Annotated in this window: 24 protein-coding genes and 1 tRNA gene; 8 read left to right on the forward strand and 17 right to left on the reverse strand. The window is 59.6% G+C overall.

The annotated features are described in order from the left end of the window. The first annotated feature begins 3 nt into the window (after positions 1–3). Both OEZ71_RS00295 and OEZ71_RS00300 read left to right on the forward strand, forming a co-directional pair. A complete protein-coding gene (locus tag OEZ71_RS00295; RefSeq protein ID WP_263737935.1) occupies positions 4–540 on the forward strand; it encodes a helix-turn-helix transcriptional regulator in 537 nt (178 codons plus the stop codon). A gap of 79 nt (positions 541–619) precedes the next feature. Continuing rightward, positions 620–1,231 (forward strand): lytic transglycosylase domain-containing protein, encoded by a 612-nt coding sequence (locus OEZ71_RS00300; protein WP_263737936.1) that lies wholly within the window; start codon positions 620–622, stop codon positions 1,229–1,231. Here the strand turns inward: OEZ71_RS00300 and OEZ71_RS00305 are convergent. The 4 genes from OEZ71_RS00305 to rocF all read right to left on the reverse strand — a co-directional run bounded on the left by OEZ71_RS00305 (position 1,228) and on the right by rocF (position 5,200). Beyond that, positions 1,228–1,515, reverse strand: a complete 288-nt coding sequence (locus tag OEZ71_RS00305; protein WP_263737937.1) for a putative quinol monooxygenase — start codon at positions 1,513–1,515, stop codon at positions 1,228–1,230. The genes OEZ71_RS00300 and OEZ71_RS00305 overlap by 4 nt on opposite strands. A 63-nt stretch (positions 1,516–1,578) precedes the next feature. After that, positions 1,579–3,138, reverse strand: a complete 1,560-nt coding sequence (guaA, locus tag OEZ71_RS00310) for a glutamine-hydrolyzing GMP synthase (RefSeq protein ID WP_263737938.1) — start codon at positions 3,136–3,138, stop codon at positions 1,579–1,581. 92 nt (positions 3,139–3,230) lie between these two features. Further along, positions 3,231–4,274 carry an ornithine cyclodeaminase gene (locus tag OEZ71_RS00315; RefSeq protein ID WP_263737939.1) on the reverse strand — a complete coding sequence of 348 codons (1,044 nt, stop codon included), beginning with the start codon at positions 4,272–4,274 and terminating at the stop codon, positions 3,231–3,233. Next, positions 4,274–5,200 (reverse strand): arginase, encoded by a 927-nt coding sequence (gene rocF / locus OEZ71_RS00320; protein ID WP_263737940.1) that lies wholly within the window; start codon positions 5,198–5,200, stop codon positions 4,274–4,276. Before rocF ends, OEZ71_RS00315 begins: the two co-directional genes overlap by 1 nt. Positions 5,201–5,324: 124 nt before the next feature. Between rocF and OEZ71_RS00325 the strand changes: the two genes are divergently transcribed. Further along, positions 5,325–5,756, forward strand: a complete 432-nt coding sequence (locus OEZ71_RS00325; RefSeq protein WP_263738963.1) for an Lrp/AsnC family transcriptional regulator — start codon at positions 5,325–5,327, stop codon at positions 5,754–5,756. A gap of 39 nt (positions 5,757–5,795) precedes the next feature. On the opposite strand, the gene OEZ71_RS00330 is transcribed toward OEZ71_RS00325, so the two are convergent. Together OEZ71_RS00330 and OEZ71_RS00335 are read right to left on the reverse strand one after the other, a co-directional pair. Further along, complete coding sequence (locus tag OEZ71_RS00330; protein WP_263737941.1) at positions 5,796–6,260, reverse strand: disulfide bond formation protein B; 465 nt, start codon at positions 6,258–6,260, stop codon at positions 5,796–5,798. Next, positions 6,257–6,835, reverse strand: coding sequence for a YqaA family protein (locus OEZ71_RS00335; protein WP_263737942.1), 579 nt, complete (start codon positions 6,833–6,835; stop codon positions 6,257–6,259). The genes OEZ71_RS00330 and OEZ71_RS00335 overlap by 4 nt, the downstream gene beginning before the upstream one ends. A 137-nt stretch (positions 6,836–6,972) precedes the next feature. Between OEZ71_RS00335 and ypfJ the strand changes: the two genes are divergently transcribed. The 4 genes from ypfJ to OEZ71_RS00355 all read left to right on the forward strand — a co-directional run bounded on the left by ypfJ (position 6,973) and on the right by OEZ71_RS00355 (position 10,379). Continuing rightward, positions 6,973–7,818 (forward strand): KPN_02809 family neutral zinc metallopeptidase, encoded by an 846-nt coding sequence (gene ypfJ, locus OEZ71_RS00340; RefSeq protein WP_263737943.1) that lies wholly within the window; start codon positions 6,973–6,975, stop codon positions 7,816–7,818. A gap of 55 nt (positions 7,819–7,873) precedes the next feature. Then, a tRNA-Leu gene (locus OEZ71_RS00345) sits at positions 7,874–7,957 on the forward strand. Positions 7,958–8,841: 884 nt separating this feature from the next. Further along, the gene (locus tag OEZ71_RS00350; protein ID WP_263737944.1) at positions 8,842–9,423 is read left to right on the forward strand and encodes a Hint domain-containing protein; all 582 of its coding nucleotides are present in this window, start codon (positions 8,842–8,844) and stop codon (positions 9,421–9,423) included. 365 nt (positions 9,424–9,788) lie between these two features. Beyond that, positions 9,789–10,379, forward strand: coding sequence for a Hint domain-containing protein (locus OEZ71_RS00355; RefSeq protein WP_263737945.1), 591 nt, complete (start codon positions 9,789–9,791; stop codon positions 10,377–10,379). Positions 10,380–10,382: 3 nt separating this feature from the next. Here the strand turns inward: OEZ71_RS00355 and OEZ71_RS00360 are convergent, their stop codons facing one another. From OEZ71_RS00360 to OEZ71_RS00410, 11 genes are all read right to left on the reverse strand, one after another. Beyond that, positions 10,383–11,015, reverse strand: a complete 633-nt coding sequence (locus OEZ71_RS00360) for a nucleotidyltransferase family protein (RefSeq protein WP_318527805.1) — start codon at positions 11,013–11,015, stop codon at positions 10,383–10,385. 81 nt (positions 11,016–11,096) lie between these two features. Beyond that, positions 11,097–13,523 carry a GcvT family protein gene (locus tag OEZ71_RS00365; RefSeq protein ID WP_263737946.1) on the reverse strand — a complete coding sequence of 809 codons (2,427 nt, stop codon included), beginning with the start codon at positions 13,521–13,523 and terminating at the stop codon, positions 11,097–11,099. Positions 13,524–13,677: 154 nt separating this feature from the next. Next, on the reverse strand, positions 13,678–14,973 hold the full coding sequence (locus tag OEZ71_RS00370; RefSeq protein WP_263737947.1) for a branched-chain amino acid ABC transporter permease: 1,296 nt from the start codon (positions 14,971–14,973) through the stop codon (positions 13,678–13,680). Then, complete coding sequence (locus tag OEZ71_RS00375; protein WP_263737948.1) at positions 14,970–15,980, reverse strand: branched-chain amino acid ABC transporter permease; 1,011 nt, start codon at positions 15,978–15,980, stop codon at positions 14,970–14,972. The genes OEZ71_RS00370 and OEZ71_RS00375 overlap by 4 nt, the downstream gene beginning before the upstream one ends. Positions 15,981–16,168: 188 nt before the next feature. Next, complete coding sequence (locus tag OEZ71_RS00380) at positions 16,169–16,519, reverse strand: hypothetical protein (RefSeq protein ID WP_263737949.1); 351 nt, start codon at positions 16,517–16,519, stop codon at positions 16,169–16,171. Positions 16,520–16,710: 191 nt separating this feature from the next. Next, complete coding sequence (locus tag OEZ71_RS00385) at positions 16,711–17,043, reverse strand: hypothetical protein (protein ID WP_263737950.1); 333 nt, start codon at positions 17,041–17,043, stop codon at positions 16,711–16,713. A 354-nt stretch (positions 17,044–17,397) separates the two neighbouring features. Next, positions 17,398–17,733 carry a hypothetical protein gene (locus OEZ71_RS00390; RefSeq protein WP_263737951.1) on the reverse strand — a complete coding sequence of 112 codons (336 nt, stop codon included), beginning with the start codon at positions 17,731–17,733 and terminating at the stop codon, positions 17,398–17,400. 461 nt (positions 17,734–18,194) lie between these two features. After that, positions 18,195–19,022, reverse strand: coding sequence for an ABC transporter ATP-binding protein (locus OEZ71_RS00395; protein ID WP_263737952.1), 828 nt, complete (start codon positions 19,020–19,022; stop codon positions 18,195–18,197). Then, complete coding sequence (locus tag OEZ71_RS00400) at positions 19,019–19,807, reverse strand: ABC transporter ATP-binding protein (RefSeq protein WP_263737953.1); 789 nt, start codon at positions 19,805–19,807, stop codon at positions 19,019–19,021. Before OEZ71_RS00400 ends, OEZ71_RS00395 begins: the two co-directional genes overlap by 4 nt. Positions 19,808–19,913: 106 nt before the next feature. Next, on the reverse strand, positions 19,914–21,098 hold the full coding sequence (locus OEZ71_RS00405; RefSeq protein WP_263737954.1) for an ABC transporter substrate-binding protein: 1,185 nt from the start codon (positions 21,096–21,098) through the stop codon (positions 19,914–19,916). A 213-nt stretch (positions 21,099–21,311) separates the two neighbouring features. Further along, the gene (locus OEZ71_RS00410) at positions 21,312–22,337 is read right to left on the reverse strand and encodes a GlxA family transcriptional regulator (protein WP_263737955.1); all 1,026 of its coding nucleotides are present in this window, start codon (positions 22,335–22,337) and stop codon (positions 21,312–21,314) included. Positions 22,338–22,484: 147 nt separating this feature from the next. On the opposite strand from OEZ71_RS00410, the gene OEZ71_RS00415 reads away from it, so the two are divergent. After that, the gene (locus tag OEZ71_RS00415) at positions 22,485–23,855 is read left to right on the forward strand and encodes a class II 3-deoxy-7-phosphoheptulonate synthase (protein WP_263737956.1); all 1,371 of its coding nucleotides are present in this window, start codon (positions 22,485–22,487) and stop codon (positions 23,853–23,855) included. Positions 23,856–23,869: the final 14 nt, after the last annotated feature.

The raw sequence follows: 23,869 nt of genomic DNA on the forward strand, positions 1-23,869 counted from the left end.
CGGATGACGAAGGCACCCGCACCGGCGCGAACCAAGGGCGCGGCGATCATTCTTTTGATGCTCGTTCAGGGGTTTTGCGTCGCCTTCTTTCTTGGCGATCTGATTATCGATTTCTTTGAGGAACCAAGGGCCGAACTCCTACGTCCGCATTTCGCGATGGAGGTTCTTGCCAATCTGGGCCTGTTGGCCGGCGTCATTTTTGAGGGTGCATATCTGGTGCGTCTGCTGCGCCGTCAGGCGCATGCCGACAGAGCGTTGTCCGTGGCCTCCGGCGCGCTTCATGAAGTCATGGAAGGCTATTTCGAGGACTGGCGCCTGACCCCGGCCGAAGCCGATGTGGCCAGTTTCACCATCAAGGGCTGTTCGATCGCCAAGATCGCGCAGATGCGCGGATCGGCCGAAGGGACCGTCAAAACCCATCTCAATTCGATTTACCGCAAGGCGGGGGTAAGCGGGCGAGGCGACCTGATCAATCTCCTGATCGAGGAAATTCTTGGCGGCGAATTGCTCACCACCGCCACCCAATCTCCGCGCGCATAGACGGTGCGACACTGTAAGGACTGGCCAGAAGCGGTTTTTTCGGTATAGTCGCGCCGGCTGAAAGGTGGACGAGGGGCTGATGCGCAAGATCACGCTGGCAGTGCTGGCCGTCGCGGGCCTTTGTGCGGGCGATGGCATTGCAAGGGCGGAAGGATTGACCTTCGTCAAACCCGGTGCGCCGACGACTTCGCGACTGGCAATGTTCCGCAAGCAGACCCAGATCCTCGATACGCGGGCCGCGTCGCAGTATTCGTCCTCCGGGCGGCTTACGCCGAACGGAAAGTCGATCGAGGTCGCCGCGGCAATTCCGAACTATTCCGGTCGCTACCGCGGGCTCTATCTCGACGCAGCCAAGGCCGCCGCACAACGCCATGGCATACCCGAGAATCTGTTCCTGCGACTTGTCCAGCAGGAATCCGGCTGGAACCCGAAAGCGGTCTCGCACAAAGGGGCGACAGGTCTGGCGCAGCTCATGCCCGCGACAGCGCGGCGCATGGGTGTCAACATGAACGACCCGCATGACAATCTGAACGGCGGGGCACGGTATCTGCGGATGATGTATGACCGGTTCGGCGACTGGAAACTGGCGCTGGCGGCTTATAATGCCGGGCCGGAAGCGGTGGAGAAATATGGCGGCGTGCCGCCCTACCGCGAAACCAAGGGCTATGTCCGGGCGATCCTCGGCAGTTAGTCGGTTTCTTCCCTGATCTCGTATTCGCGCGGAATACCCTTCGTCACCTTTGCCCAAATCGTTTCGGAGGCACGGGCCTGATGCGCCTCAAACGCAGCGCGGTCGGTAAAAGCCTCGCTTACGGCAAATCTGACGGGATCGGCATGTGACCGCAAAACCTCGAAGCGCAGGCAGCCGGGTTCGGCACGGGTAAGCCGGATATGATCCGGCAGATGCTCGGAGACGCGGTCAGCCTCTTCGAGCGTTCGACAGATCAGGAAACCGGAAAGATAAAGTCGGGGCATGGGAAACCGTAAACAGGGGCGATAGCCCTGACAACAGGATTAACACATGCCGGTTTCCGCCCGTCACTCCATTTCGATCGTGCCGGGCGGCTTCGAGGTGACGTCGTACATGACCCGGTTCACCCCCTGCACCTCATTGATGATCCGTGTTGCGGTTTCGCCGAGGAAGTCATGGGTGAAGGGGTAATAGTCGGCGGTCATGCCGTCGACGCTGGTCACGGCCCGCAGCGACAGAGCATAGTCATAGGTGCGCCCGTCGCCCATCACGCCCACGGTCTTCAGAGGCAGGATCGCGGCGAAGGCCTGCCAGATCTCGTCATAAAGCCCATGCTTGCGGATCTGGTCGATATAGACCGCATCGGCCTGCCGCAGAATGTCGAGCTTTTCCTTGGTGATCTCGCCCGGGCAGCGGATCGCGAGGCCGGGGCCGGGGAAGGGATGGCGGCCGATGAACTTGTCGGGCAGGCCAAGCTCGCGGCCCAATGCGCGGACCTCATCCTTGAAGAGTTCACGCAGTGGCTCAACGAGCTTTAGCCCCATCTTTTCGGGCAGACCGCCGACATTGTGGTGCGACTTGATTGTGACCGATGGCCCGCCCGAGAAGCTGACACTTTCTATCACGTCCGGATAAAGAGTGCCCTGCGCCAGGAACTCTGCGCCTTCGATCTTGCCCGCCTCGCGCTGGAAAACGTCGATGAAGAGCTTGCCAATGGTCTTGCGTTTGACCTCGGGGTCGCTGACCCCTTCGAGCGCGCCGAGGAAGAGGTCGGCCTCATCGGCGTGAACCAGCGGAATATTGTAGTTGTCTCGGAACATGGTCACGACTTCTTCGGCCTCGTTGAGGCGCAGAAGCCCATGATCGACGAAGACGCATGTGAGCTGGTCACCGATGGCTTCATGGATGAGGATCGCGGCGACGGATGAATCGACCCCGCCCGAAAGGCCGCAGATCACACGCTTGTCACCAACCTGTGCGCGGATCTTTTCAATTGCGTCGTCCTTGTAGGAGGCCATCGTCCAGTCGCCGGTGAAGCCCGCGAGCCGCACGAAGTTTTCGTAAAGCTTCGCGCCCTTGGGCGTGTGGTGAACTTCGGGATGGAACTGCACGGCGTAGAAATTGCGCGACACATCGGCAGTAATGGCGAAGGGCGCGTTCGGCGAGGTGCCGTAGACCTCAAAGCCCGGCGCGATCTTCGATACATGATCGCCATGGCTCATCCAGACCTGCTCGCGGCCCTCATCGAACCAGCCGTTGAGCAGCGGCAGCTTCGCGTCCTTCGGGGTCACATAGGCGCGGCCAAACTCGGCAGTGCCGTGGCCGCGTTCCACCTTGCCGCCAAGGCAGTGCATCATCACCTGCTGGCCGTAACATATGCCGAGGATCGGAACGCCGAGATCAAAGACACCTTCGGGCGGCATCGGCGCGCCCTCGGCGAAGACCGAGGAAGGGCCACCGGAGAAGATCACGGCCTTCGGGCCGAAATCCTTCAGAAAGGCCTCATCCACCCGGTTATAGGGATGAATCTCGCAATAGACGTTCAACTCGCGAAGTCGCCGCGCGATGAGCTGCGTGACCTGAGAGCCGAAGTCGATGATCAGAAGACGTTGATGCGCATGTGTCATGGCCGGGAATTATCGCCAGTTCTTGCAGGGCGCAAGGGCAGGAGCGGGGGCCAGCCCCCCACCACCAGAGTATTTTTCGACAGAAAATGAAATCACGCTGCTTTTGCCTGCGCGCGGAGCAGCATGCCGTAAAGATCGCGTGGATCGTCGGGATCAGCGATCATGTCCAGCGGTTCGCTGTAGGGCAGGGTCTCCAACTGGTCGTGGATGTAGCGCAGGGCCGAGAAATCCTCGATTGCGAAGCCGACTGAATCGAAGAGCGTGATCTGGCGCGGGTCACTGCGCCCCGTGGCGGCGCCGGTCATAACCTGCCAGAGTTCTGTGACCGGATGGTCGGGGTCCAGTTGCTGGATCTCGCCTTCGATCCTCGTCTGGGGCGGGTATTCTACGAAGATCTGCGATCGCAGCAGGATGTCCTTGTGCAGTTCGGTCTTGCCAGGGCAGTCGCCGCCGACCGCGTTGATATGGACGCCGCTGCCGACCATGTTGTCGGTCAGGATCGTCGCGAGCTGCTTGTCGGCGGTGCAGGTGGTGATGATGCCCGCGCCCTCCATCGCCTCTTCCGCGCTTTTGCAGGACGTGACCTGAAGGCCGGAGCCAGCAAGGTTGCGGCTGCATTTGGCGGTGGCGGTAGGGTCGAGGTCGTAGAGCCGTACGTGGCTGACACCACAGATCGCCTTGAAGGCCAGGGCCTGAAATTCAGCCTGCGCGCCGTTGCCGATCATCGCCATCGTGGTTGCGCCCTTCGGCGCGAGATGCTTGGCCGCGAGCGCCGACATGGCGGCGGTGCGGAGCGCCGTCAGGATCGTCATCTCGGTCAGGAGGATCGGGTAACCGGTATCCACTTCGGCCAGAAGGCCGAAGGCGGTGACGGTCTGCAACCCTTCCTTGGTGTTCTTCGGATGGCCGTTCACGTATTTGAACCCATACATCTCACCATCCGAGGTGGGCATGAGTTCGATCACGCCGACGTCGGAATGTGAGGCCACGCGCGGGGTCTTGTCGAAGCTCTCCCAGCGTTTGAAATCGGCCTCGATATAGGCGGCGATCTCGGTCATCACGCGTTCGGGGCCTAGATGAAGAACCAGCTTCATCATGTTATCGACGCTGACAAAAGGAACGATATTGAGGGACATTATCCGAAACTCCGTGTCGGGCGGTCGAAGACCTTGCGGCCCATGAGGGAGCCGACAAGCTCCACCATCAGTTTCGCAGTCCGCCCGCGTTCATCGAGGAAGGGGTTAAGCTCGACCAGGTCGAGCGAGGTGACAAGCCCGCTTTCGTGCAGATGCTCCATCACCAGATGCGCCTCACGGAAGGTGGTGCCGCCCGGAACGGTGGTGCCGACGGCTGGTGCGATATCGGGGTCGAGGAAATCGACATCGAGCGAGACATGCAGCAGGCCGTTTTCGGCGCGCACCTTGTCAAGAAATTCGCGCAGGGGGGCAACGATGCCGCGTTCATCCAGCACGCGCATGTCGCAGACGGTCATGTCGGTTTCCAGAAGCCCGGCATGTTCGGCCCGGTCAACCGAGCGGATGCCGTAAAGGCAGATTCGTTCAGCCGGGACCGGGGCCGGGAAGGGGGGGAAGGCGTCGAACCCCTCACGCCCCGCGATATAGGCCACTGGCGTGCCGTGAAGGTTGCCGGATTGTGTTGTCAGCGGCGTGTGATAGTCGCTGTGCGCATCCAGCCAGAGGACGAACAGCGGCCGTCTGGCCTTCGCGGCATAGGCGGCGGCACCAGCGACAGAACCAAGCGACAGCGAATGATCGCCACCAAGGAAGATCGGCAGTCCTTCGGACATCGCGGCCTCGGCTGCTTGCGCGAGCGCCGAGGTCCAGCCGATTGTCTCGGCCAGATGATGAACTGCCGGGTTCTTGCACGTTACCGGCGAAAGGGCGGGCAACGCGACATCGCCGCGGTCAATCACCGGATGGCCAAGCTCTTCGAGGCTGCGGGCGAGCCCCGCCACACGGTATGCGGCAGGCCCCATCAGGCAGCCTTCGCGCTTCTGGCCGGTATCGATCGGAGCGCCGATCAGGATGCAGGTCGATTTCATGAGGTTGGTCCATTCGTCAGGAATCGGTTATCCGACAGTTTTCTGCCAGATTGCGTCAGTGAAAAGAGATGTTATGATCGTGATGCACAGACCTTTGAACAAAGTGATAACCTCATTGAACGATCTGGACGAAACCGATCAGGCCCTGATTGCCGCCCTCCGGCGCGACGGAAGGGCATCTCTCTCGGACCTTGCTGCGCAACTTGGCTTGGCGCGGGGAACCGTGACCACACGGATGGAACGACTGCAGCGTCGCGGTGAAATTCAAGGATTCACCGTCGTCACCCGTGGCGACGTCAGCGCGATGCCGGTGCGGGGCCTGATGATGATCTCCATCGAGGGTAGGGGGACCGAAAGGATCACCGCCCGGTTGGTTGGCTTACCCGAGGTGACGGCCGTGCATTCGACGAACGGGCGCTGGGATCTGATCGCCGAGATCGGCACCCGGACGTTGGAAGAACTCGACGCCGTATTGGCCAAGGTGCGCAATTATGACGGTGTCACGGGCAGCGAGACGAGCCTGCTGCTGACGACCAGACGGGCGGGGCGGAGGTAAGGGGCACCGGATTTCGTCACGAAATCCGGGACGATTTTTCTAAAAATCGTTCGCCCTGCGGGCGGCCGCGATCCAGATCGCAGCGAGTGCGAAGGAAAGGATCGCATTCCACGTCGCCATCGACAGTCCGGCAAAGGCCCAGGCAATCTCGTCGCAGCGGATAAGCGGGGCCTCCATGATCTGGTTTAGCAGATCTTCGGCCGATCCGGACAGATCACCGCCTGACGTGCAGGTCGTGGGACCTTCCCACCAGCCTTGCTCGACACCGGTGTGATAGATACCGATCACTCCCGTCAGCGTGGCCGCCGCGGCCCCCGCAAACGGCAGCCATCGCCATCCGGAAAAGAGCGCGATACCGCCGATAACAACTGCGGCGCCGTGCGGCCAACGCTGCCACAAGCAGAGCTTGCAAGGCGCATAACCCAGCCACTGAAAGAAAAACGCTCCCAGCAGGAGGGCGGCGGAGCCAGCGGCGGCTAAGAGGCAAAGTCGGGTCCGGGTCACAGGTATTTCACCAAAGCAAAGCCGCCGATCAGCAGCACCATGAACAACGTGAACATAAGGCCAAGGCGCCGTTCGATGAAATCACGGATCGGTGCGCCGAATTTCCACAAAAGCGCCGCGACGATGAAGAACCGAAACCCGCGGGCGACGATGGCCGAGATGACGAAAACCGGCAGCGACAATCCGGTCCAGCCGGAAACGATGGTGATGACCTTGAAGGGGAAGGGCGTGATGCCCGCGATCAGCACTGCCCAGGCACCGTAGTGGTTAAACCTTTCGGCGAAGACGGCGGCGGCGTCCGTCTTGCCATAGAACTCAAGGATCGGTTGCCCCACGGCATCCCACAGGACCGCGCCAATGAAATAGCCGAACAACCCGCCAAGAACCGATGTCACAAGTGCAACGGTTGCGATCAGCCAGGCCCGCGACGGGCGCGCAATGATCATCGGGATCATCAGGACATCGGGCGGAATCGGAAAGAACGAGCTTTCAACGAAAGACACCGCGCCAAGCGCCCAAAGCGACCTCGGATGATCCGCCAGGCGGATCGTCCAGTCATACAAAGCTCGGATCATTCTGCCTGCCCTGAAACTGCCTGCGCACCTTAGGCCATGGCAACGACGCGCCGTCAAGCAAGACGCATGCTTTCGGAACCGTTGGCCGCACGCTATCGTTGCGCATCAGCAGTATCGTTTCCTGCGGGGTATTGACGATGAAATGGCGTGGACGGCGCGGCAGCAGCAATATCGAAGACCGGCGGCGAATGAGTGGGGGGCGCGCGGCAGGCGGACTCGGCCTCGGCGGTCTTATCGCTGTTCTGGCCATCGGCTATTTCCTCGGTATCGACGTGACGCCGCTTCTGAACGATCCCGGCACCTCTGGGGCAGGCGGCGGCGAGATCACCGAGGCGGATCGTCAGGCCGGTGAATTCGTCTCGGTCACATTGGCCGATACCGAAGAGATCTGGGCCGACATCTTTCGTCAGGAACTGGGTCAGCGGTATGAACCAGCGACGCTCGTGCTTTTCAAAGGGGCGACGCGATCGCCGTGCGGCGGTGCGTCCGGCGCAACGGGGCCGTTCTATTGCCCGATCGACAAGAAGGCTTACCTCGACACTGATTTCTTCGTCACGCTTGGTCGCAAGCTTGGGGCAAAGGGTGACTTTGCCGCGGCCTATGTTGTCGCCCATGAAATCGCACATCACGTTCAGGACGAGCTTGGAATTCTCGGCGAAGCCAACAAGATCCGTCAGCAGGCAAGCCAGGCACAGTCAAACGCGATCTCGGTCAGGATTGAGCTTCAGGCCGATTGCTTCTCGGGTGTCTGGGCCCGTCACGCCGGCGCCCGTTTCGGCAGTATCGAAAAAGGCGACATCGCCGAGGCGATGAATGCCGCCAAGCAAATCGGCGACGATACGCTGCAGCGCAATGCCGGGCAGCGGCCGATGCCCCATACCTTTACCCATGGCACATCGGAGCAGCGTCAGCGCTGGTTCGCCACGGGTTACAAGTCGGGTAACATCGATGCCTGTGACACGTTCTCCACCGACCGGCTTTGAAACTGCTCAAAGCGCTTGTCAGACGCGCATAGGCAGGCTAGACCGCGCCGTGCGTGCCCGAGTGGCGGAATGGTAGACGCAGCGGATTCAAAATCCGCCGCCGCAAGGCGTGCGAGTTCGAGTCTCGCCTCGGGCACCATCCTTACCTGAATTCGAATCGTGACAGGGAGAGTGTGATCGCACGCTTTCCGAAGATAGCGACAATCGCCTCGAAAATGCGGCTATTGGTGGCTGCACCGAACGAGACAGTCTGCGCCGCGTTTTTGCCGTAATTGTGAAATTTCACCGCACGAGCTTTCCGCCATTGTTTCGTGTTCAAGTACAGTCGCATGGCAACCGCAGGCACGATACGCGGCAAATGTTTTCCGATGTGAAGTATAGTTTGCAATAATTTCAATTAATTAAATCTTTTTCCGTTACTTCATCGCTCGTTTCCCCTGTAGATACAATCCAAACCAGTGCCGTCTTCGCGGCTCTCATTCGATGAGGATGTTTACCTGAAGCTGTCAGTCGGCTTTGCCTCATTTTTGACATTTATCCTTTCGCCAACGAGCCCCGGGTTCTACTCTTTTTACACGTCGGGGGCGTGATGGTGGTGGCAAAGCAGAAACCGTCCGTCGGCCGTGTTTGGGGGAACACGACTGGCGGTCGGTACTGCGGCAAAGCTCTGGCAGCGTGCCGGACAGGCCTTCCTCCGAAATGGCGATGATCTCGCTGATGACTGGAGGCGTACGAGTATCAGGATGGAATATGTGGTGGTGGTGATGAGTGACCCGGCATTGATTGTAATGATTTGTTTCAGTTTGCTGTTCTTCCTCGCAGGCATGTCCGTTGATCGAATGAGATTTCGGGCTGCCTGCATTTCAAACACCCGTCGGCCGGCTTGCGGAAACGCGCAGAAGGTCACGTCGCGTTTCTAGGGGCTGCTCGGGCAGGGGCGGCGTCTCCGGCGCCGCCCTGACGACAATCATAACGAGTCCAAGAGACCCTTCATCGGGTGAAGAAAGAGTAAAAGAGTTAAGAATGCCAAGTTTTACGCCCGGCACCTTCATTGCCACACCAACAGGCGAACGCGCAATCGAAGAGCTGCGTCCCGGCGACCGAGTCATTACTCGCGACCGTGGGGTGCAGGAAGTTCAATGGGTAGGTCGACGCCGGTTCGATCACAACGAACTTGCGTCGGCTGGGCATCTCGGGCCGATTCTGATTGAAAAGGGAAGTCTTGGCAAAGGGTTGCCCGAACGCGATGTCATTGTCAGCCCCAATCAGCGGTTGCTGGTGCCCGGCGACCGAACGGTTCTGAGGCTTGAAGCGCATGAAGCGCTGGTCGCCGCCAAGCACCTTATCAATAACCGAACGATCCGGAACGTCTCGTCCCTCGGTGGGGCCTATATCCACGCCATGTGTGACCGGGGCACGATGCTGATGGCGAATGGCTGCTGGATGGAAAGTTTCCAGCCGACCGACAACAATCCAAACGGCCTTGGCAACGCGCAGCGCAACGAGATACTGGAGATATTCCCGGAACTCGCCGCCAAGCTGACCCGCCGTCCGGGCACGTTTCCCAGCCAAACGCCGCGTCGCAGCAGCCGCTTTCTGAACTGATCCGGCGTAGAGACGCCCCTCGCGCACAGCAAAACCCCGCTATTGCGGAGCAAATTCATAAAACGCCGGTCCGGCTCATCTTTAACGGCGTATTTTATGTGTTTGCCCTCATTATTGATTCCACAGGCGAGCAGTCGTTTCCGCCTCCTATTTTCTCATGCAGCGGTGTGAAAAAGCCCCGCCGACGCCGCAATCGCGTCCAAATTGATCCCTAAGAGATCGACCAACGGCGGGGTGCCGTTGAACTGTTGAGTCAGAGATACTGGTTACGCCACTAGCGGCTTTGCTCACGACAGAACGACGGAACCAGCGCAACTGGGGATGTTTGTGGAAAAACGATTGTGAGCTCGGTACGAAAAGCACCTATGACACCCTGCTTTACCGGCGCGACCGAAATCGCGACTGACCGGGGCCCCGTCGCAATTGAGCAGCTTCGGGTCGGAGACCGGGTTCTGACGCGAGACAACGGCTATCAGCCGATACGCTGGATCGGCGCGCGCCGGTTCGATGTGGCGGACCTTGCCGAGTTCCCCGAGCTTCGTCCCATACGCATTTCTGCAAATGCCGTAGCTCCCGGCGTTCCCCGGCGCGACCTAACGGTCAGCCCGCAGCATCGGCTGCTTCTTACCGGCGCCGATGCTTTGGAACTTGGCGGCGAAACCGAGATTCTTGCCGCCGCCATTGATTTGATGTCGGTTCTGACGGCCGCTCAAGCCGATGTGGACGGCGTGACTTACTATCACATCATGTTCGATGCGCATGAAATCGTCTGGGCCAACGGATGCTGGTCTGAAAGCTTCCTACCCGAGGCTGCGGCATTGGAGGGGTTGCATTCAACTCAGCGTGAGGAAATCCTGAAGATATTCCCGGAACTGGACACCGATGCCGGCCAGCTTGCCTATCCGGCGGCGCGTATTGGGATTTCTGTTCGACCGCAGCTTACACTTGTTGCCTGATCGTCACCGTCCCGTTCGCTGGCGCCATTCAGCCCAATCTTCCGGTGTATCCAGATCTTCGATGGCACGGTTTCCGGGAAGCGGGTAGGCCCTGATCGCTTCCCCCTCAAGCACGATTTGCCCCCCCCGATCCCCGGTCAGGACAGTAAGTTCCTGAATCAGATGACGCGGGAAGATGACGGGATGCCCAGCAGCCTGACCGCCTTGCGTTGTTGCGCGCAGCGGGCGGGACGGATCGGTCGCGAATGCCGCGATCATACCTTCGAGATCATCGCGGGTAATGCCCGGCATGTCGGGAAGCAGAATCATGAGGCCTTCCACCAGCCCGGCCTGAACTGCCCCTGCGCGCAGACTCGCTGCCATTCCGTCGTGCCAGTCATCAACCAGAATCTGGGCAACGCGCAGCCCCGACAACGCGGACTGGCGGGCCGGAAGCAATGGGCCGCTACCAGGCAGGGTCACCAAAACCTTGGCACCGGTATCCATCGCCATTTTTGTGGCACGACGCAGCTGCGGCTGGCCATCAACCACTTCGAGAAGTTTGTCTGTCCCTCTCATCCTGCGCGAGGCACCGGCAGCCGGAATGAGAATTGCAAGATCGGGCATGACGTCGCCCCCAAAAAACTCAAAGAACACTTGATCCAAACAAGTGCACAAACATTTTTACGAGGGGAGTACCGGTTAACGCAAGGTCAATGCGTTAACCGGACAGGCATATTAGCCTCGCATTCTTGCGCTATCGGCATCCCAAAGCGGGCCCTCGACCAGCCGAGCCTTTCGCATTTCACCGAGGATCTCGATCTCGGCTTCCAGCCCGGAGCGGACCATTTCCGTCGGCACAAATCCCTGCGCCACGGATTGCCCAGTCCAGTGCGAATATCCACCCGAGGTGCAGAAGCCCACGACCTTGCCCGCGATCCAGATCGGCTCATAGGCAACAACATCGGCATCCTTTGCATCAACGATGAAGGCGCACAGTTTACGCTTTGGACCCGCTGCCTTTTCTTTCGTTGCCGGGGCTTTGCCAATCCAGTCAGATTCCTTGTTCCAGCGGATAAAGCGGTCGATGCCGGTTTCCCCAGGGAAGTAATCGGGGCTGAATTCACGCGCCCAGGACCCGAAGAGCTTGTCGAGGCGCAGCGACATCATCGCCCGCATGCCGAAGGGACGCAGGCCAAGGTCCTGACCGGCAGCCCAGAGCGTGTGCCAGAGCGACCGCTGACTCATGAAATCGGTGAAGATTTCATAACCGAGGTCACCGGTGTAACTCACGCGCTGCACGAGGCAGTCCGCCATGCCGATGGTCATGCGCTTCGCGTCCATGAATTTGAACGCCTCCGCCGAGACGTCTGACCGGGTAACGCGAGAGAGAAGTTCCCGCGCGTTCGGACCCGCAATCTGGAAGCCGGTCATACGGTCCGAGACGTTTTCGACCGTGACACCGTCTTCGAGGTTCTTCTCAAACCAGCGCAGATGCTGATCCTGCGCACCATAACTGCCGGTGATCTGGAATTCGGTCTCGCTGAGGCAGGTCACGGTAAAATCGCCAATGATCTTGCCTTTGGGGCTTAGCATCGGGGTCAGGGACAGTCGGCCCTGTTTCGGGATCGCGCCCGCCATGATCCGATCAAGCCATTTGCGGGCATTCGGGCCCTTCACGCGGAACTTGCCGAAGTTCTGCACTTCGTTAATGCCAACCGCCTCACGCACCGCGCGGACTTCCGCCGCCGTTGCCTCCCATGCGTTGGACCGCTTAAACGATGGCGTTTCATAACGCGGTTCGCCAGGCAGGGCGAAGTAGTTGACGACCTCCAGCCCATATTGCTGGCCCCATACGGCGCCCATTCCGTCGAAGATGTCGTACATCGGCGTTGTGCGGAAGGGCCGGGCGGCGGGGCGTTCCTCGTTCGGATAGCTGACCGAAAACCGCATCTGGTAGTTCTCGATCACTTTCGGGACGGTGTAGCCTGGTGTCGTCCACTTGCCGAAGCGGGCGACGTCGAAGCCCCGCGGGTCGACCTCGGTTTCGCCGTGGATCATCCATTCGGCGAGCGATTTGCCCATGCCGCCGCCCTGAGAGAAGCCCGCCATGACCGCACAGGCAGACCAGTAATTCCTGAGACCCGGCACTGGTCCAATGAGGGGGTTGCCGTCCGGGGCGAAGGTGAAGGGGCCATGGATGACATTTTTAACGCCGGCCTTCTCAAGCACGGGGAACCGCTTGTACGCGAAGGCCACGGAATCCTCGATCTTGTCGAGGTTGTCGGGCAGAAGCTCGTGCCCGAAAGTCCAGGGTGTGCCATCCAACGACCAACCTTCACAGGGCTTTTCATAAAAGCCGATGCAGAGGCCGCGGCCTTCCTGACGCAGATAGCTTTCGCCGCCGGGGTCCATGACATGCGGAAATTCGCGGCCCGAATTCAGGATGTCCATGATTTCGGGGATCTCGTCGGTGACGAGATACTGGTGCGCCATCGGCAGAAGCGGGAAGTAAACGCCCGCCATCGCGCCCACTTCACGCGCCCAGAGGCCACCGGCGTTAACGACATGTTCAGCGTGGACGGTGCCTTTTTCAGTTACCACGTCCCACGTGCCATCCGCGCGGGGATTGGTCTCCAGCACGCGGTTGTGTTCGACGATCTCCGCACCGCCCATCTTCGCCGCGCGGGCATAGGCATGGGTGGTACCGGACGGGTCAAGATGGCCGTCGAGGGGATCATAAAGAGCACCAACAATGCCCTTGGTATTCACAAGGCCATCAGTGTACTTTTCGATCTCTTCGGGGCCGAAAAGTTCGGTATGAAGTCCCATATAGCGGTGCTTTGCGCGTTCCGCCTTCAGCATCTCGAACCGCGCCTGATTGTCGGCCAGCGTGATACCGCCGACATGGTGCAGACCGCAGGACATGCCGGTGATCTTCTCAAGTTCTTTGTAAAGCTGGATCGTATAACCCTGCAGGGCGGCCATATTGGTGTCGCCGTTCAATGTGTGGAAACCACCGGCTGCGTGCCAGGTGGAACCAGAGGTGAGTGTCGATCTTTCGATCAGCATCACATCCTTCCAGCCGTATTTCGTCAGGTGATAGAGCACCGAGCATCCGACAACGCCACCGCCGATGACCACAACCTGTGCCTGGGTCTTCATTTTCGCCTCCCGAGGAATTTTCTCAGATCATCGGCGGAACACGCCGTGCGGCATGTCGGCAAACGACAGAAATTGTCGTTTGAAAGCGATGGCGCGTCACCAAACGATTGAGGCCGGATTTCCCCGGCCTCAATCGGTTTAATCTGCGTGGCGTTCAGCGCTCCGGAATAAGTCCGCGCGGGCTGAACCGCAGCACCAGAAGCAATACCAGCCCCATGGTCAGAAGCCGCATATGGGCGGCGCTGTCCTGAAGGTGGCTCTTGATTGCGCCATCGGCCATGCCAGAGGTGATGAAGTCCATCAACCCGTTGCCCCAGGGTTCGACCTTGATCCAGAGGAACCAGATCAGAAAACCACCCAGAACCGCGCCCCAGTTGTTGCCCGACCCGCCGACGATCACCATGACCCAGATAAGGAAGGTGAAGCGCAGGGGATTGTAGGTGCCCGGCGTCAGCTGGCTGTCGAGCGTGACGATCATCGCGCCTGCAAGGCCGCAGACGGCTGAACCGAGGATGAAGATCTGCAGGTGGCGCCGGGTCACGTCCTTGCCCATCGCCTCGGCCGCGACCTCATTGTCGCGGATCGCCCGCATCATCCGGCCCCATGGCGAGTTCAGCGCCTTTTCGGACGCCCAAATGAGCGCGAGCAGGATGACGGTGAAGAGCGCGGCATAAAGCAGCTTCACCACGATGGTCGAGGCCGTCACCGGGTCGGTGCCGAAGCTTGCGGCGCGTTCGACGAAGCTCGTGCTGTTCTGAAGATCGACCTCGTATGGCACGGGACGGGGAATGGAGATGACGTTCTTGACCCCACGGGCCAGCCAGTCCTCGTTCTTCATAACGGCAATAATAATCTCGCCGATGCCAAGCGTAGCGATGGCGAGATAGTCGGAGCGGAGGCCAAGTGCTGTTTTGCCAATCACCCAGGCAGCACCAGCGGCAAGAAGCCCGCCAACGGGCCAGGCCAGAAGGACCGGCAGACCAAGCCCGCCGAGGTTCGAGTATGTTGCCGGCTTGAACGCCTCGACCACTTCGACTGCCGGATCAAAGACTGCCCGGAACAGGAAGAAGCCACCGATCAGGGTCACCAAAAGCGCCAACACGCGCTGACGCCCCTTGAGCCGGTGATTGAGCGCGATGGCAAGCGCGATGATCGCAACGCCCATCAGCAACGCGAGGATCAGGCGAAACCCGCCACCAGCGGTCCAGACCTCGGTCACCGGCGGAGTGGCGATCAGCACAGGCGCCAGACCGCCAAGCGCCACGAAGCCAACGATGCCGACGTTGAAGAGCCCCGCATAGCCCCATTGCATGTTCACGCCGAGCGCCAGAATGGCCGAGATCAGTCCCATATTGAGGATGCCGAGCGCCGTGTTCCAACTGGCGGTCATACCTTCGAAGACAATGAGGAAGGCGACGAAAGCGAAAAGAAGGATGTTGCGCATGTTCATACCGCTTTCCCCTTGAAGAGGCCCGTGGGCTTAAAGAGCAGGACCACGATCAGGATCGCGAAGGACACCGCGAACTTGTAGTCGGTCGAGAGAAGTTGGGCGAGACCGTCAGGCGCGAGGCTGTCCGGTAGAACATAGGTCGCAACCTTCTTCCAGGCATAGGTAAAGCCGACCTCGGAAAACGCGATCAGGAACCCGCCCGCGATGGCGCCGATGGGGCTGCCAAGACCGCCGACAATTGCCGAGGCAAAAATCGGAAGAAGAAGCTGGAAGTAGTTGAAAGCCTTAAAGGATTTATCCAGACCGTAGAGCGTGCCGGCAATGGTCGCGAGACCGGCGGCAATGATCCAGGTGACTTTCACGACACGCTCGGGGTTGATGCCAGACAACAGCGCCAGATCCTCGTTGTCGGAATAGGCGCGCATCGATTTGCCGGTGCGGGTCTTGTTGAGAAACCAGAAGAGAAGCGCCACGACAACCACGGCCGTTACGATGGTCAGCGCCTGTGTTGACTTGAAGGCAAGCCCCTCCGCAAGCCCTGTCGACTTCTTGAAATCGTTCGCATTCACAAGGAAACGGCCGCCATCGGCAAAACGGATCTCATCGACGCCAATGATGAAGCGGGTGATCCCGTTCATCACGAACATGACGCCCATCGAGACGATGACGAGGATCACCGGCGCGGCTTTTTGCCTGCGGTAGAATTGATAAACCGTCTTATCGGTCGCCAGCACCAGCCCCGCGGTCAAGGCAATGCCGAAAGGCAGGGCGAGTAGGGCGGTAGGAAGGGGACCAAAATGGATGCCCATGGACTGGAACCACCAGGTGAAGAGGATCACCATGCCCGTCCCGAAAGCCATCGTGTCGCCGTGGGCGAAATTGGAAAACCTGAGAATTCCGTAGATCAGCGTAACCCCGAGAGCCCCGAGCGCAAGCTGTGCGCCATAAGATGTCGCCGGGATGACGACGAAGTTCAAAAGCGCAACGAGCGCATTCAGAATGTCCATGAATCTCCCCTCGCCGGGCGATGATTTCGCCCTCTTCTTTCTTTGATACTGGAATACCACAACCGCAGGTCTCTGCAACCCACCGCAATTGGCAAGCGCATGCAGGAAAGCCCATTATTAAAGGCGTTCTTCCGTGTAGGATTATGTCGACCGCCAGGGAAAGACAGGTGCGGAAAGGGCAGGGCGGATCAGCTGCCCATGGACGAGCCGTCAGCGCTCAGGGTCGGTTCGCTCACGGTTACGCAAATGCCTGTCCCTTCCGCCGCGCGGCTGCCATCCGCAAAGAACTCATAGCCGCCGGTCGAGGTGTTGACCGTGTAGTTTAGGGAATAGTCGTCACCTAGGAAGAGAAACGTCTTGCTGTCGTCACCGTCATAGATCAGCGCCTCGAGCCGCTGATCCGCGAAGACGATCGTGCCAACGGACGCGTCCTCCGGTTGTGTCAGCCTCACATTCATTTCGGGGGGCCCGGCGTTTTCGATCCGGCAGTCAAAGGCAATTTCGCTCGCGCTGACGCTGAACGGAAGTGTGAATGCCATTGCCCAGACAAGACTGAAAACCTTCATGACTTGATCACTCCTGCCGAATCCACTCGACCGCAACTAGTGACCCAATACGGCTGTAGTGTGTTCAGAATCCGTATGTGGTTGGGTATTGGGCCGCTGGGCCGAACAACGCGAACGTCGCCGCCAGATTGTTTCCAAAACTGAGGGCGATATCCGTTCAAATCTCAACCGGCCGATTTCACGCAGTCGCCACGCTTGTCGCCGCGCATGCTGCCTGAAGCCGAGTAGTCGTAAAACCCTTCTTCGGTATGAACCGCGTACTGCATCGTGAAACCGTCACCGACATGCAGAAAGGTCAGCGTATTAAGGCCGTTAAGAACCATAGCCTCTTTCTCGCTGCCGCCGATCCTGATTGCACCTTTATCCTGCCCATCAAACTTGATGAGCTGCGCGCCAAGTTCCGGCGCGGCTTCGTCCGGAGTGCCGCAGTCGAACACGAGATCAGCTGCAAAACTGGTGGACGGCAGCAACAGTGCGGCGATGACAAGGGCTTTCATGAGAGGCTCCAAAAATGTTTCTTGGCGGCTCTAGATGGTTAATGAGGCTGGACTTTGTCCGGATCGTGAGCGAGTTGCGCTGCCGTTTCCCAAACCAGCACCATCAATGCTACGCAGCTATCATTGTTGCGAAACCGAAAAGGTCGCTGAACCGTCGAACAATTCGCATACGTGGCCGTCCGCTATGCTCAATCTTTGATCTGGACTTCGCCGAATCGAAATCGCGGCTCGGCCGGAGACGTCTTTCCACGCTGCAAAAAGTGAACCCGCCACCGGGCCAAGCCCGGGGCGGGTTCAACACTGTGCCACCACCATTCTATTCACCCCGCCAAATGGCGAGGCCGCGCGACAGACCTAACCTGAGATCTGTTTGCAGGTCCCGCGACCAAAACCACTCATGCTGCCCGAACGCGAGTAGTCATAGGTCCCTTTTTGGGGATGAACGCTATAGTGCAGTGCATAGCCCTCACCAATGTACAAGAAAGTCAGCGTTCCGAGGCCAGAATAGACCTCAGCAGGCACCACATCGTCACCAACTATGATGTGGCCCCGTTTTTCGCCATAGTACTTGGTCAATTGGGCAACCATTTCGGGATGGGCGGCGTCGGGCGCGCCGCAGTTGAACACCAGATCGCCTGCCAGGGCCGTAGTTGGCAGTAGCAGGGCAATCGTCGAAACCAGAACTCTCATTACACACACTCCACGACCGAACATGGTCAGGCATGAATATGATCATGAAATTCGTCCGGAATTTGTCGTGAACTTGAGCTTAATGCGCGGTTAACCATGAAGAGCGAACGTTTCAGCCGCGTGGTTCAAGATTGTTCGCGTTCAAACATCATTGCTCAGGGGAGCCGGCGCAGCGTGACGCAACCAAGAGAAGAATCCCTAGAAAAAAGGGTAAAAAGAGAATCGCTCAGGCAGATACTCTCGTTGCCAGGCGCGGTCTCCGTTCATGTCACTCCACAATCAGATAGCGCCACATACAGATTGCCTGCGTAAGTTATGCGGCAGAGACGCAACGCGATCGGCAATAAAAGGCTGTTCGGCTGTCGATATGATCAAGTGCTTTGCAACCGCCTTATGCACACAGTGTCGAAACCCGGGCATTGCCCAATTCGCACGTACAATTGTTCCAGCCGCAGGGGTACCTATCCACCCAAGAAGGTCCGCCGCACCTCCGGGTCTGCAAGCAGCGCTTCGCCGGTATCCGTGTAACGGTTGGCACCCTGCACCAGAACATAGCCCATATCGGCGATCTCCAACGCCTGACGGGCGTTTTGTTCGACCATGAGGATCGAAATGCCGGTGCGGGCGACTTCGATGATCCTGTCGAAAAGTTCGTCCATGACGATCGGGGAGACACCAGCGGTCGGCTCGTCGAGCATCAGAAGCTTCGGCTTCGTCATGAGCGCCCGGCCGACGGCGACTTGCTGGCGCTGGCCACCGGACAGTTCCCCGGCAGGTTGGCGGCGCTTGTCCTTCAGGATCGGGAAGAGGTCAAAAACCTGTTCCATCGTGCCCTTGAAGTCGTCGTTGCGGATGAAGGCGCCCATTTCGAGGTTTTCTTCAACGCTCATCGACGGGAAGACGTTATTGACCTGCGGCACGAACCCCATACCCTTGGCCACCCGATCCTGCGGGGATAGCGCGGTGATGTCCTCACCGTCGAGCTTCACATGACCGCCGCGCAGGTTCAGCATGCCGAAGACCGCCTTCATCGCGGTCGACTTGCCCGCGCCGTTCGGCCCGACGATGACCGCGATCTGGCCTTTTTCGACCGTGAGCGTGCAGTCATGCAGGATGTCTGCAGCACCATAGCCGCCGGTCATGTTCTCGGCTGCCAGGAACGGGCCACCGGGGGCAGGGCGGGCGGCCCCTTTAGATTTCGGCAGATCCAACGTCCCGCCGCCGTCCTTGGTGATCGAGCGGTCCTTGTTGCCGCGGTCGTCCTGATAGGGGTTGGAGGTCTTGCTCATGCTCCGGCCTCCGCCTTGACCTTGTTCTTGAGACCACGGCCCAGATAGGCCTCGATCACTGCTTCGTTCTGCATGATGCTGTCTGCGGAACCCTTGGCCAGCACTTTGCCCTCGGCCATGACGATGACCGGGTCGCAGAGGCGGCCGATGAAATCCATGTCGTGTTCGATCACGCAGAACGTATAGCCGCGTTCCTTGTTCAAACGGACGATCGCGTCGCCGATCGTATTCAGGAGCGTGCGGTTCACGCCCGCGCCAACCTCGTCTAGGAATACGATCTTGGCTTCGACCATCATCGTGCGGCCAAGTTCGAGAAGTTTTTTCTGACCGCCCGACAGATTGCCTGCCCGTTCATCGGCCAAATGGGAAATCGTGAGAAAGTCGAGGACATCATCGGCCTTCTTCGCAAGCTCTGCTTCTTCCTCGCGGATTCGGCCGCGATGGAACCAGGTATTCCACAAAATCTCGCCCGATTGTCCGGCGGGTACCATCATCAGGTTCTCGCGCACTGTCATCGAGGAAAACTCGTGCGCGATCTGGAAGGTGCGCAGGAGGCCCTTGTGAAAGAGGTCGTGCGGCGGCAGGCCGGTGATGTCCTCGCCATCCATGATCACCTTGCCCGAAGTCGGTTGGTAGACCCCGGCTATGACGTTGAAAAGCGTGGATTTCCCGGCCCCGTTCGGTCCGATCAACCCGGTGATCGAGCCTTTGGCGATCTCCATGGAAGCGCCGCTGACGGCCTGAAAGCCGCCGAAATGCTTGTGCAGATCCTCGACGATGATCATGCGTTTCCCCCATCTTCGCCGGACCGTCGTTGCAGTCGGGAAGTTGTTCTTCTTTATATGGAAAAGCAGCCCGGACGTGCCGGGCTGCCTGTTCGTGTCACTGATATCAGCGGAACTTGACGGTTTCGTACTTGCCGTCCTTGAACTCGATCTCGCGGTAGTTGCCAGCCGATTCACCCGGTCCGATCAGTTCCACCGCCGAGGCGCCGACATAGTCAATGTCCTCACCGGCAGCGATCAGGTCGAGCGCCTTGCCCAGTTCACCCGGGAAGATCTCGGTACCCGGTGCGTTGGCGATGTCCATGACCTTGCCGGCGAAATCAGCCGAGTTGGACGAATTTGCTGCCGCCATCGACAACATGATCAGTGCTGCCGCGTCGTAGCTTTCCGGTGCAAAGGGGCCTGTACCCTCGAACCCAGCGGCCGCCGCCATTTCCTGGAAGATGCCGGCACCGGCGCTGTCGGTGCCCGGATAGGCGCCATAGGAGCCGTTGATCTCGGCGCCGAAGTTCTCGTTAAGTTTCTCACCAACCATCCCGTCGGGGAAATAGAAGGTCGAGAATGCGCCGGTATCGAGCGCCGCGCGGGTAATGCCAGAGCCGCCCTGATCGACATAGCCCGCAACCACCAGCACGTCACCGCCAGCAGAGGCCAGCGCGCCGACTTCAGCCGAGTAATCCGCCTTGCCGTCCTCATGCGCAGACGAAATGGTCACCGTGCCGCCGGCCTCTTCCCAGTTGCGCTGGATCGCTTCGGCCAGACCTTTGCCATAGTCGTTGTTGGTGTACGTGATGGCAATCGACGAAACACCCTTCTCCTTCAGGATGTCACGAACAATTTCACCCTGACGCGCATCGGACGGCGCTGTACGGAAGAACAGACCGTTGTCCTCGGCCGTCGAAAGGCCGGGCGAAGTGGCCGAAGGCGAAATCATCACGATACCGTTCGGCACGGCGACGTTTGCAAGGATCGCGCCGGTCACGCCCGAACAGTCGGCCCCCATGATCGCAGAGACCTTGTCGGTCGTCACCAAACGCTCGGCGGCGGCAGTTGCAGCAGCGGCGTCGACGCAGGTCGAGTCGCCACGGATCGAAGTCACGGTGGACCCACCCAGCAGCTTGCCCGAGTCGGTCACTTCCTTCATCGCCAGTTCCGCGCCGGCACCCATCGCCGGGGTGATCGATTCCAGCGGGCCGGTGAAACCAAGGATCGTGCCGATCTTGATGTCTTCGGCACCGGCGGCGCCCGCGGTCAACGCGGCGATCGCGGTGGCGGTCAGGATTTTTTTCATTTCATTACTCCCATAGTTGGACCTTTGTCCTGACGGCACGTTAGAGTGGGCTGTCGGAAAAGAAAAGCCACTCCCGGCGTCAGGTTGGCTTCGGTTTACGCGGCGTTTTCGGGCAAAATCAACGATTCTGAACGGGCTCTGGCAAAGCTTCGCTTTGATCTGGCAAAGTGCCGCCCAAACCGGTGATTTGTCACATTTTACCGAACGGATCAGTCAGAACGACAGGCGCGGCGTAATGATGGCCGATGTGCCATGCGACCCGCGTTCGCGGTACGGCGTCGTCTGATAATGCGCCCGGTAGCATTTCGAGAAATGCGAGGGGCTGGCAAAGCCGCAGGCCAGCGCCACGTTGATCACGCTCATATCGGTCTGCATCAGCAGGTTGCGGGCTTTCTGCAGACGTAGTTCCATGTAGTAACGCTTGGGGCTTCGGTTCAGGTATCGACGGAACAGACGTTCAAGCTGTCGCGTCGACATGCCGACATCTTCGGCAAGATCGGCGGGGCTGATCGGGTCCTCGATGTTCTGCTCCATCATCTGGATGACCTGCGAAAGCTTCGGATGCCGGACGCCGATCCGGGTCGGGATCGACAGGCGCTGAGTGTCCTGGTCGGTGCGGATAGAGGAGTAGATGAGCTGGTCGGCCACGGCGTTGGCTACATCCTCACCATGATCATCGGCGATGAGTTTCAGCATAAGGTCGATCGAGGCCGTGCCTCCTGCGGTGGAGATCCGGTTGCCATCTACGACGAAAACCGACTTGGTCAGCTTCACCTCGTCGAATTCCTCAAGAAAACTATCCTGGTTTTCCCAGTGAATCGTCGCACGCTTTCCATCTAGAAGCCCGGCCTTGGCCAGCGAATAAGCCGCTGTGCAGAGCCCGCCGATAGCGACGCCACGCCTCGCCTCGCGTCTCAGCCAGTTGACGACTGCCTTGGTGGTGGCAAGTTGGACATCGATGCCGCCACAGACGAGGACTGTATCCTCGCGGTTGACCTCCTCGAGTCCCATGTCGAGCTTGAAGGCGGCGCCATTCGAACAGCGCACTTCGGAGCCGTTCTCGCCAGCCAGAAGCCACGTATAGGCGGTCTTGCCCATGACCCGGTTTGCGATGCGCAGAGGTTCGATGGCACAGGCGAAGCAAAGCATGGTGAACTGGTCAAGAAGGACGAATACAAACCTTCTTTGTTTCGGTGTTCCACCAGCTTCTTTTGTGCCCTTAGTGGGACCGACCACCATTATCCGACCCCATTCTGTCGTTTTACGGACAAAAGCACTATTTTTTGTCCGCCCGCAAGTTGCATTTGCGGGGATATCGGTTTGCAAGGGTCGGTGCGCATCGCGTATAAGCCGCCCGTTATCGCTAAAGCCTGCGAGGAGGTTGAGATGTCGAAGGGCTGGAAAAAATCCGATTGGCGCGTGAAGCCGCGGGTGCAGATGCCGGATTATCCCGACCTTTCGGCCGTGCAGGCGGTCGAGGCTCAGCTGGCCAAGATGCCGCCGCTGGTTTTCGCGGGAGAGACGCGAAAGCTCAAGCGGACGTTGGGCGAAGTGGCCGAGGGCAGGGCGTTCCTGCTGCAGGGCGGCGACTGCGCCGAAAGCTTCTCGGAATTCTCTGCCGACAATATCCGCGATACGTTTAAAGTCATCCTTCAGATGGCCATCGTGCTGACCTGGGGTGCCAAACTTCCGGTCGTGAAAATTGGTCGCGTGGCCGGTCAGTTCGCCAAACCGCGCTCGGCCCCGATGGAGACGATCGGCGGCATCGAACTGCCATCCTATCGGGGCGACATCATCAACGGCTTCGACTTCACGGCGGATGCCCGTGTGCCCGATCCTGCGCGGATGTTGCAGGCCTATACCCAGGCTGCGGCCTCGCTGAACCTGCTCCGCGCCTTCTCGACGGGCGGATTCGCGGACATGCACCGGGTTCAGAGCTGGATCTCAGGGTTCACCGATGAGGACGAGGCGAAGAAATACCGCGAAGTCGCGACACGCATCCAGGACGCGATGGATTTCATGGCGGCCGCTGGGGTTACCTCAGACACCGTTCATGCGATGGCGACGGTCGATTTCTACACCAGCCACGAGGCGCTGCTTCTTGAATACGAAGAGGCGCTTTGCCGCATAGATTCGACCACGGGCCTGCCAGTCGCAGGCTCGGGCCACATGATCTGGATCGGCGACCGCACCCGGCAGCCCGATGGCGCCCATGTCGAGTTCGCGCGCGGAGTGCAGAACCCGGTCGGCCTGAAATGCGGGCCGTCGATGACCACTGACGACCTGAAGATCCTGCTGAACAAGCTCAACCCGGACAACGAGGCGGGACGGCTCACGCTCATCGCCCGCTTCGGCGCCGGAAAGGTCGGCGATCATCTGCCGCGCCTGATCCGGACCGTTGAGGAAGAGGGAGCAAAGGTTGTCTGGACCTGCGATCCGATGCACGGCAATACGATCAAGGCGGCCTCGGGTTACAAGACCCGACCGTTCGAGAGCGTGCTGCGCGAGGTGCATGAGTTCTTTGCGGTTCACAAGGCCGAAGGCACGATCCCTGGTGGCGTGCATTTCGAGATGACCGGCAAGGATGTGACCGAGTGCACCGGCGGTGTCCGCGCTGTAACGGATGAGGATCTGTCGGACCGGTATCACACGGCCTGCGACCCGCGCCTCAATGCGTCGCAATCGCTGGAACTGGCCTTCCTCGTGGCCGAGGAACTTCAGGGCCGCCGGGCAATGCAAAAAGCGGCGGGCATGTAGCCCGCCGCAGTCAC

This window comes from Albidovulum litorale (assembly GCF_025751495.1).
Classification (GTDB): Bacteria; Pseudomonadota; Alphaproteobacteria; order Rhodobacterales; family Rhodobacteraceae; genus Albidovulum; species Albidovulum litorale.

Bases quoted from the DNA above. Each gene is read 5' to 3' on its own strand.
- OEZ71_RS00295 (WP_263737935.1), top strand. From the start codon at position 4: ATGACGAAGGCACCCGCACCGGCGCGAACCAAGGGCGCGGCGATCATT.
- OEZ71_RS00300 (WP_263737936.1), top strand. From the start codon at position 620: ATGCGCAAGATCACGCTGGCAGTGCTGGCCGTCGCGGGCCTTTGTGCG.
- OEZ71_RS00305 (WP_263737937.1), bottom strand. From the start codon at position 1,515: ATGCCCCGACTTTATCTTTCCGGTTTCCTGATCTGTCGAACGCTCGAA.
- guaA (WP_263737938.1), bottom strand. From the start codon at position 3,138: ATGACACATGCGCATCAACGTCTTCTGATCATCGACTTCGGCTCTCAG.
- OEZ71_RS00315 (WP_263737939.1), bottom strand. From the start codon at position 4,274: ATGTCCCTCAATATCGTTCCTTTTGTCAGCGTCGATAACATGATGAAG.
- rocF (WP_263737940.1), bottom strand. From the start codon at position 5,200: ATGAAATCGACCTGCATCCTGATCGGCGCTCCGATCGATACCGGCCAG.
- OEZ71_RS00335 (WP_263737942.1), bottom strand. From the start codon at position 6,835: ATGATCCGAGCTTTGTATGACTGGACGATCCGCCTGGCGGATCATCCG.
- ypfJ (WP_263737943.1), top strand. From the start codon at position 6,973: ATGAAATGGCGTGGACGGCGCGGCAGCAGCAATATCGAAGACCGGCGG.
- OEZ71_RS00350 (WP_263737944.1), top strand. From the start codon at position 8,842: ATGCCAAGTTTTACGCCCGGCACCTTCATTGCCACACCAACAGGCGAA.
- OEZ71_RS00355 (WP_263737945.1), top strand. From the start codon at position 9,789: ATGACACCCTGCTTTACCGGCGCGACCGAAATCGCGACTGACCGGGGC.
- OEZ71_RS00365 (WP_263737946.1), bottom strand. From the start codon at position 13,523: ATGAAGACCCAGGCACAGGTTGTGGTCATCGGCGGTGGCGTTGTCGGA.
- OEZ71_RS00370 (WP_263737947.1), bottom strand. From the start codon at position 14,973: ATGAACATGCGCAACATCCTTCTTTTCGCTTTCGTCGCCTTCCTCATT.
- OEZ71_RS00375 (WP_263737948.1), bottom strand. From the start codon at position 15,980: ATGGACATTCTGAATGCGCTCGTTGCGCTTTTGAACTTCGTCGTCATC.
- OEZ71_RS00380 (WP_263737949.1), bottom strand. From the start codon at position 16,519: ATGGCATTCACACTTCCGTTCAGCGTCAGCGCGAGCGAAATTGCCTTT.
- OEZ71_RS00385 (WP_263737950.1), bottom strand. From the start codon at position 17,043: ATGAAAGCCCTTGTCATCGCCGCACTGTTGCTGCCGTCCACCAGTTTT.
- OEZ71_RS00390 (WP_263737951.1), bottom strand. From the start codon at position 17,733: ATGAGAGTTCTGGTTTCGACGATTGCCCTGCTACTGCCAACTACGGCC.
- OEZ71_RS00395 (WP_263737952.1), bottom strand. From the start codon at position 19,022: ATGAGCAAGACCTCCAACCCCTATCAGGACGACCGCGGCAACAAGGAC.
- OEZ71_RS00400 (WP_263737953.1), bottom strand. From the start codon at position 19,807: ATGATCATCGTCGAGGATCTGCACAAGCATTTCGGCGGCTTTCAGGCC.
- OEZ71_RS00405 (WP_263737954.1), bottom strand. From the start codon at position 21,098: ATGAAAAAAATCCTGACCGCCACCGCGATCGCCGCGTTGACCGCGGGC.
- OEZ71_RS00410 (WP_263737955.1), bottom strand. From the start codon at position 22,337: ATGGTGGTCGGTCCCACTAAGGGCACAAAAGAAGCTGGTGGAACACCG.
- OEZ71_RS00415 (WP_263737956.1), top strand. From the start codon at position 22,485: ATGTCGAAGGGCTGGAAAAAATCCGATTGGCGCGTGAAGCCGCGGGTG.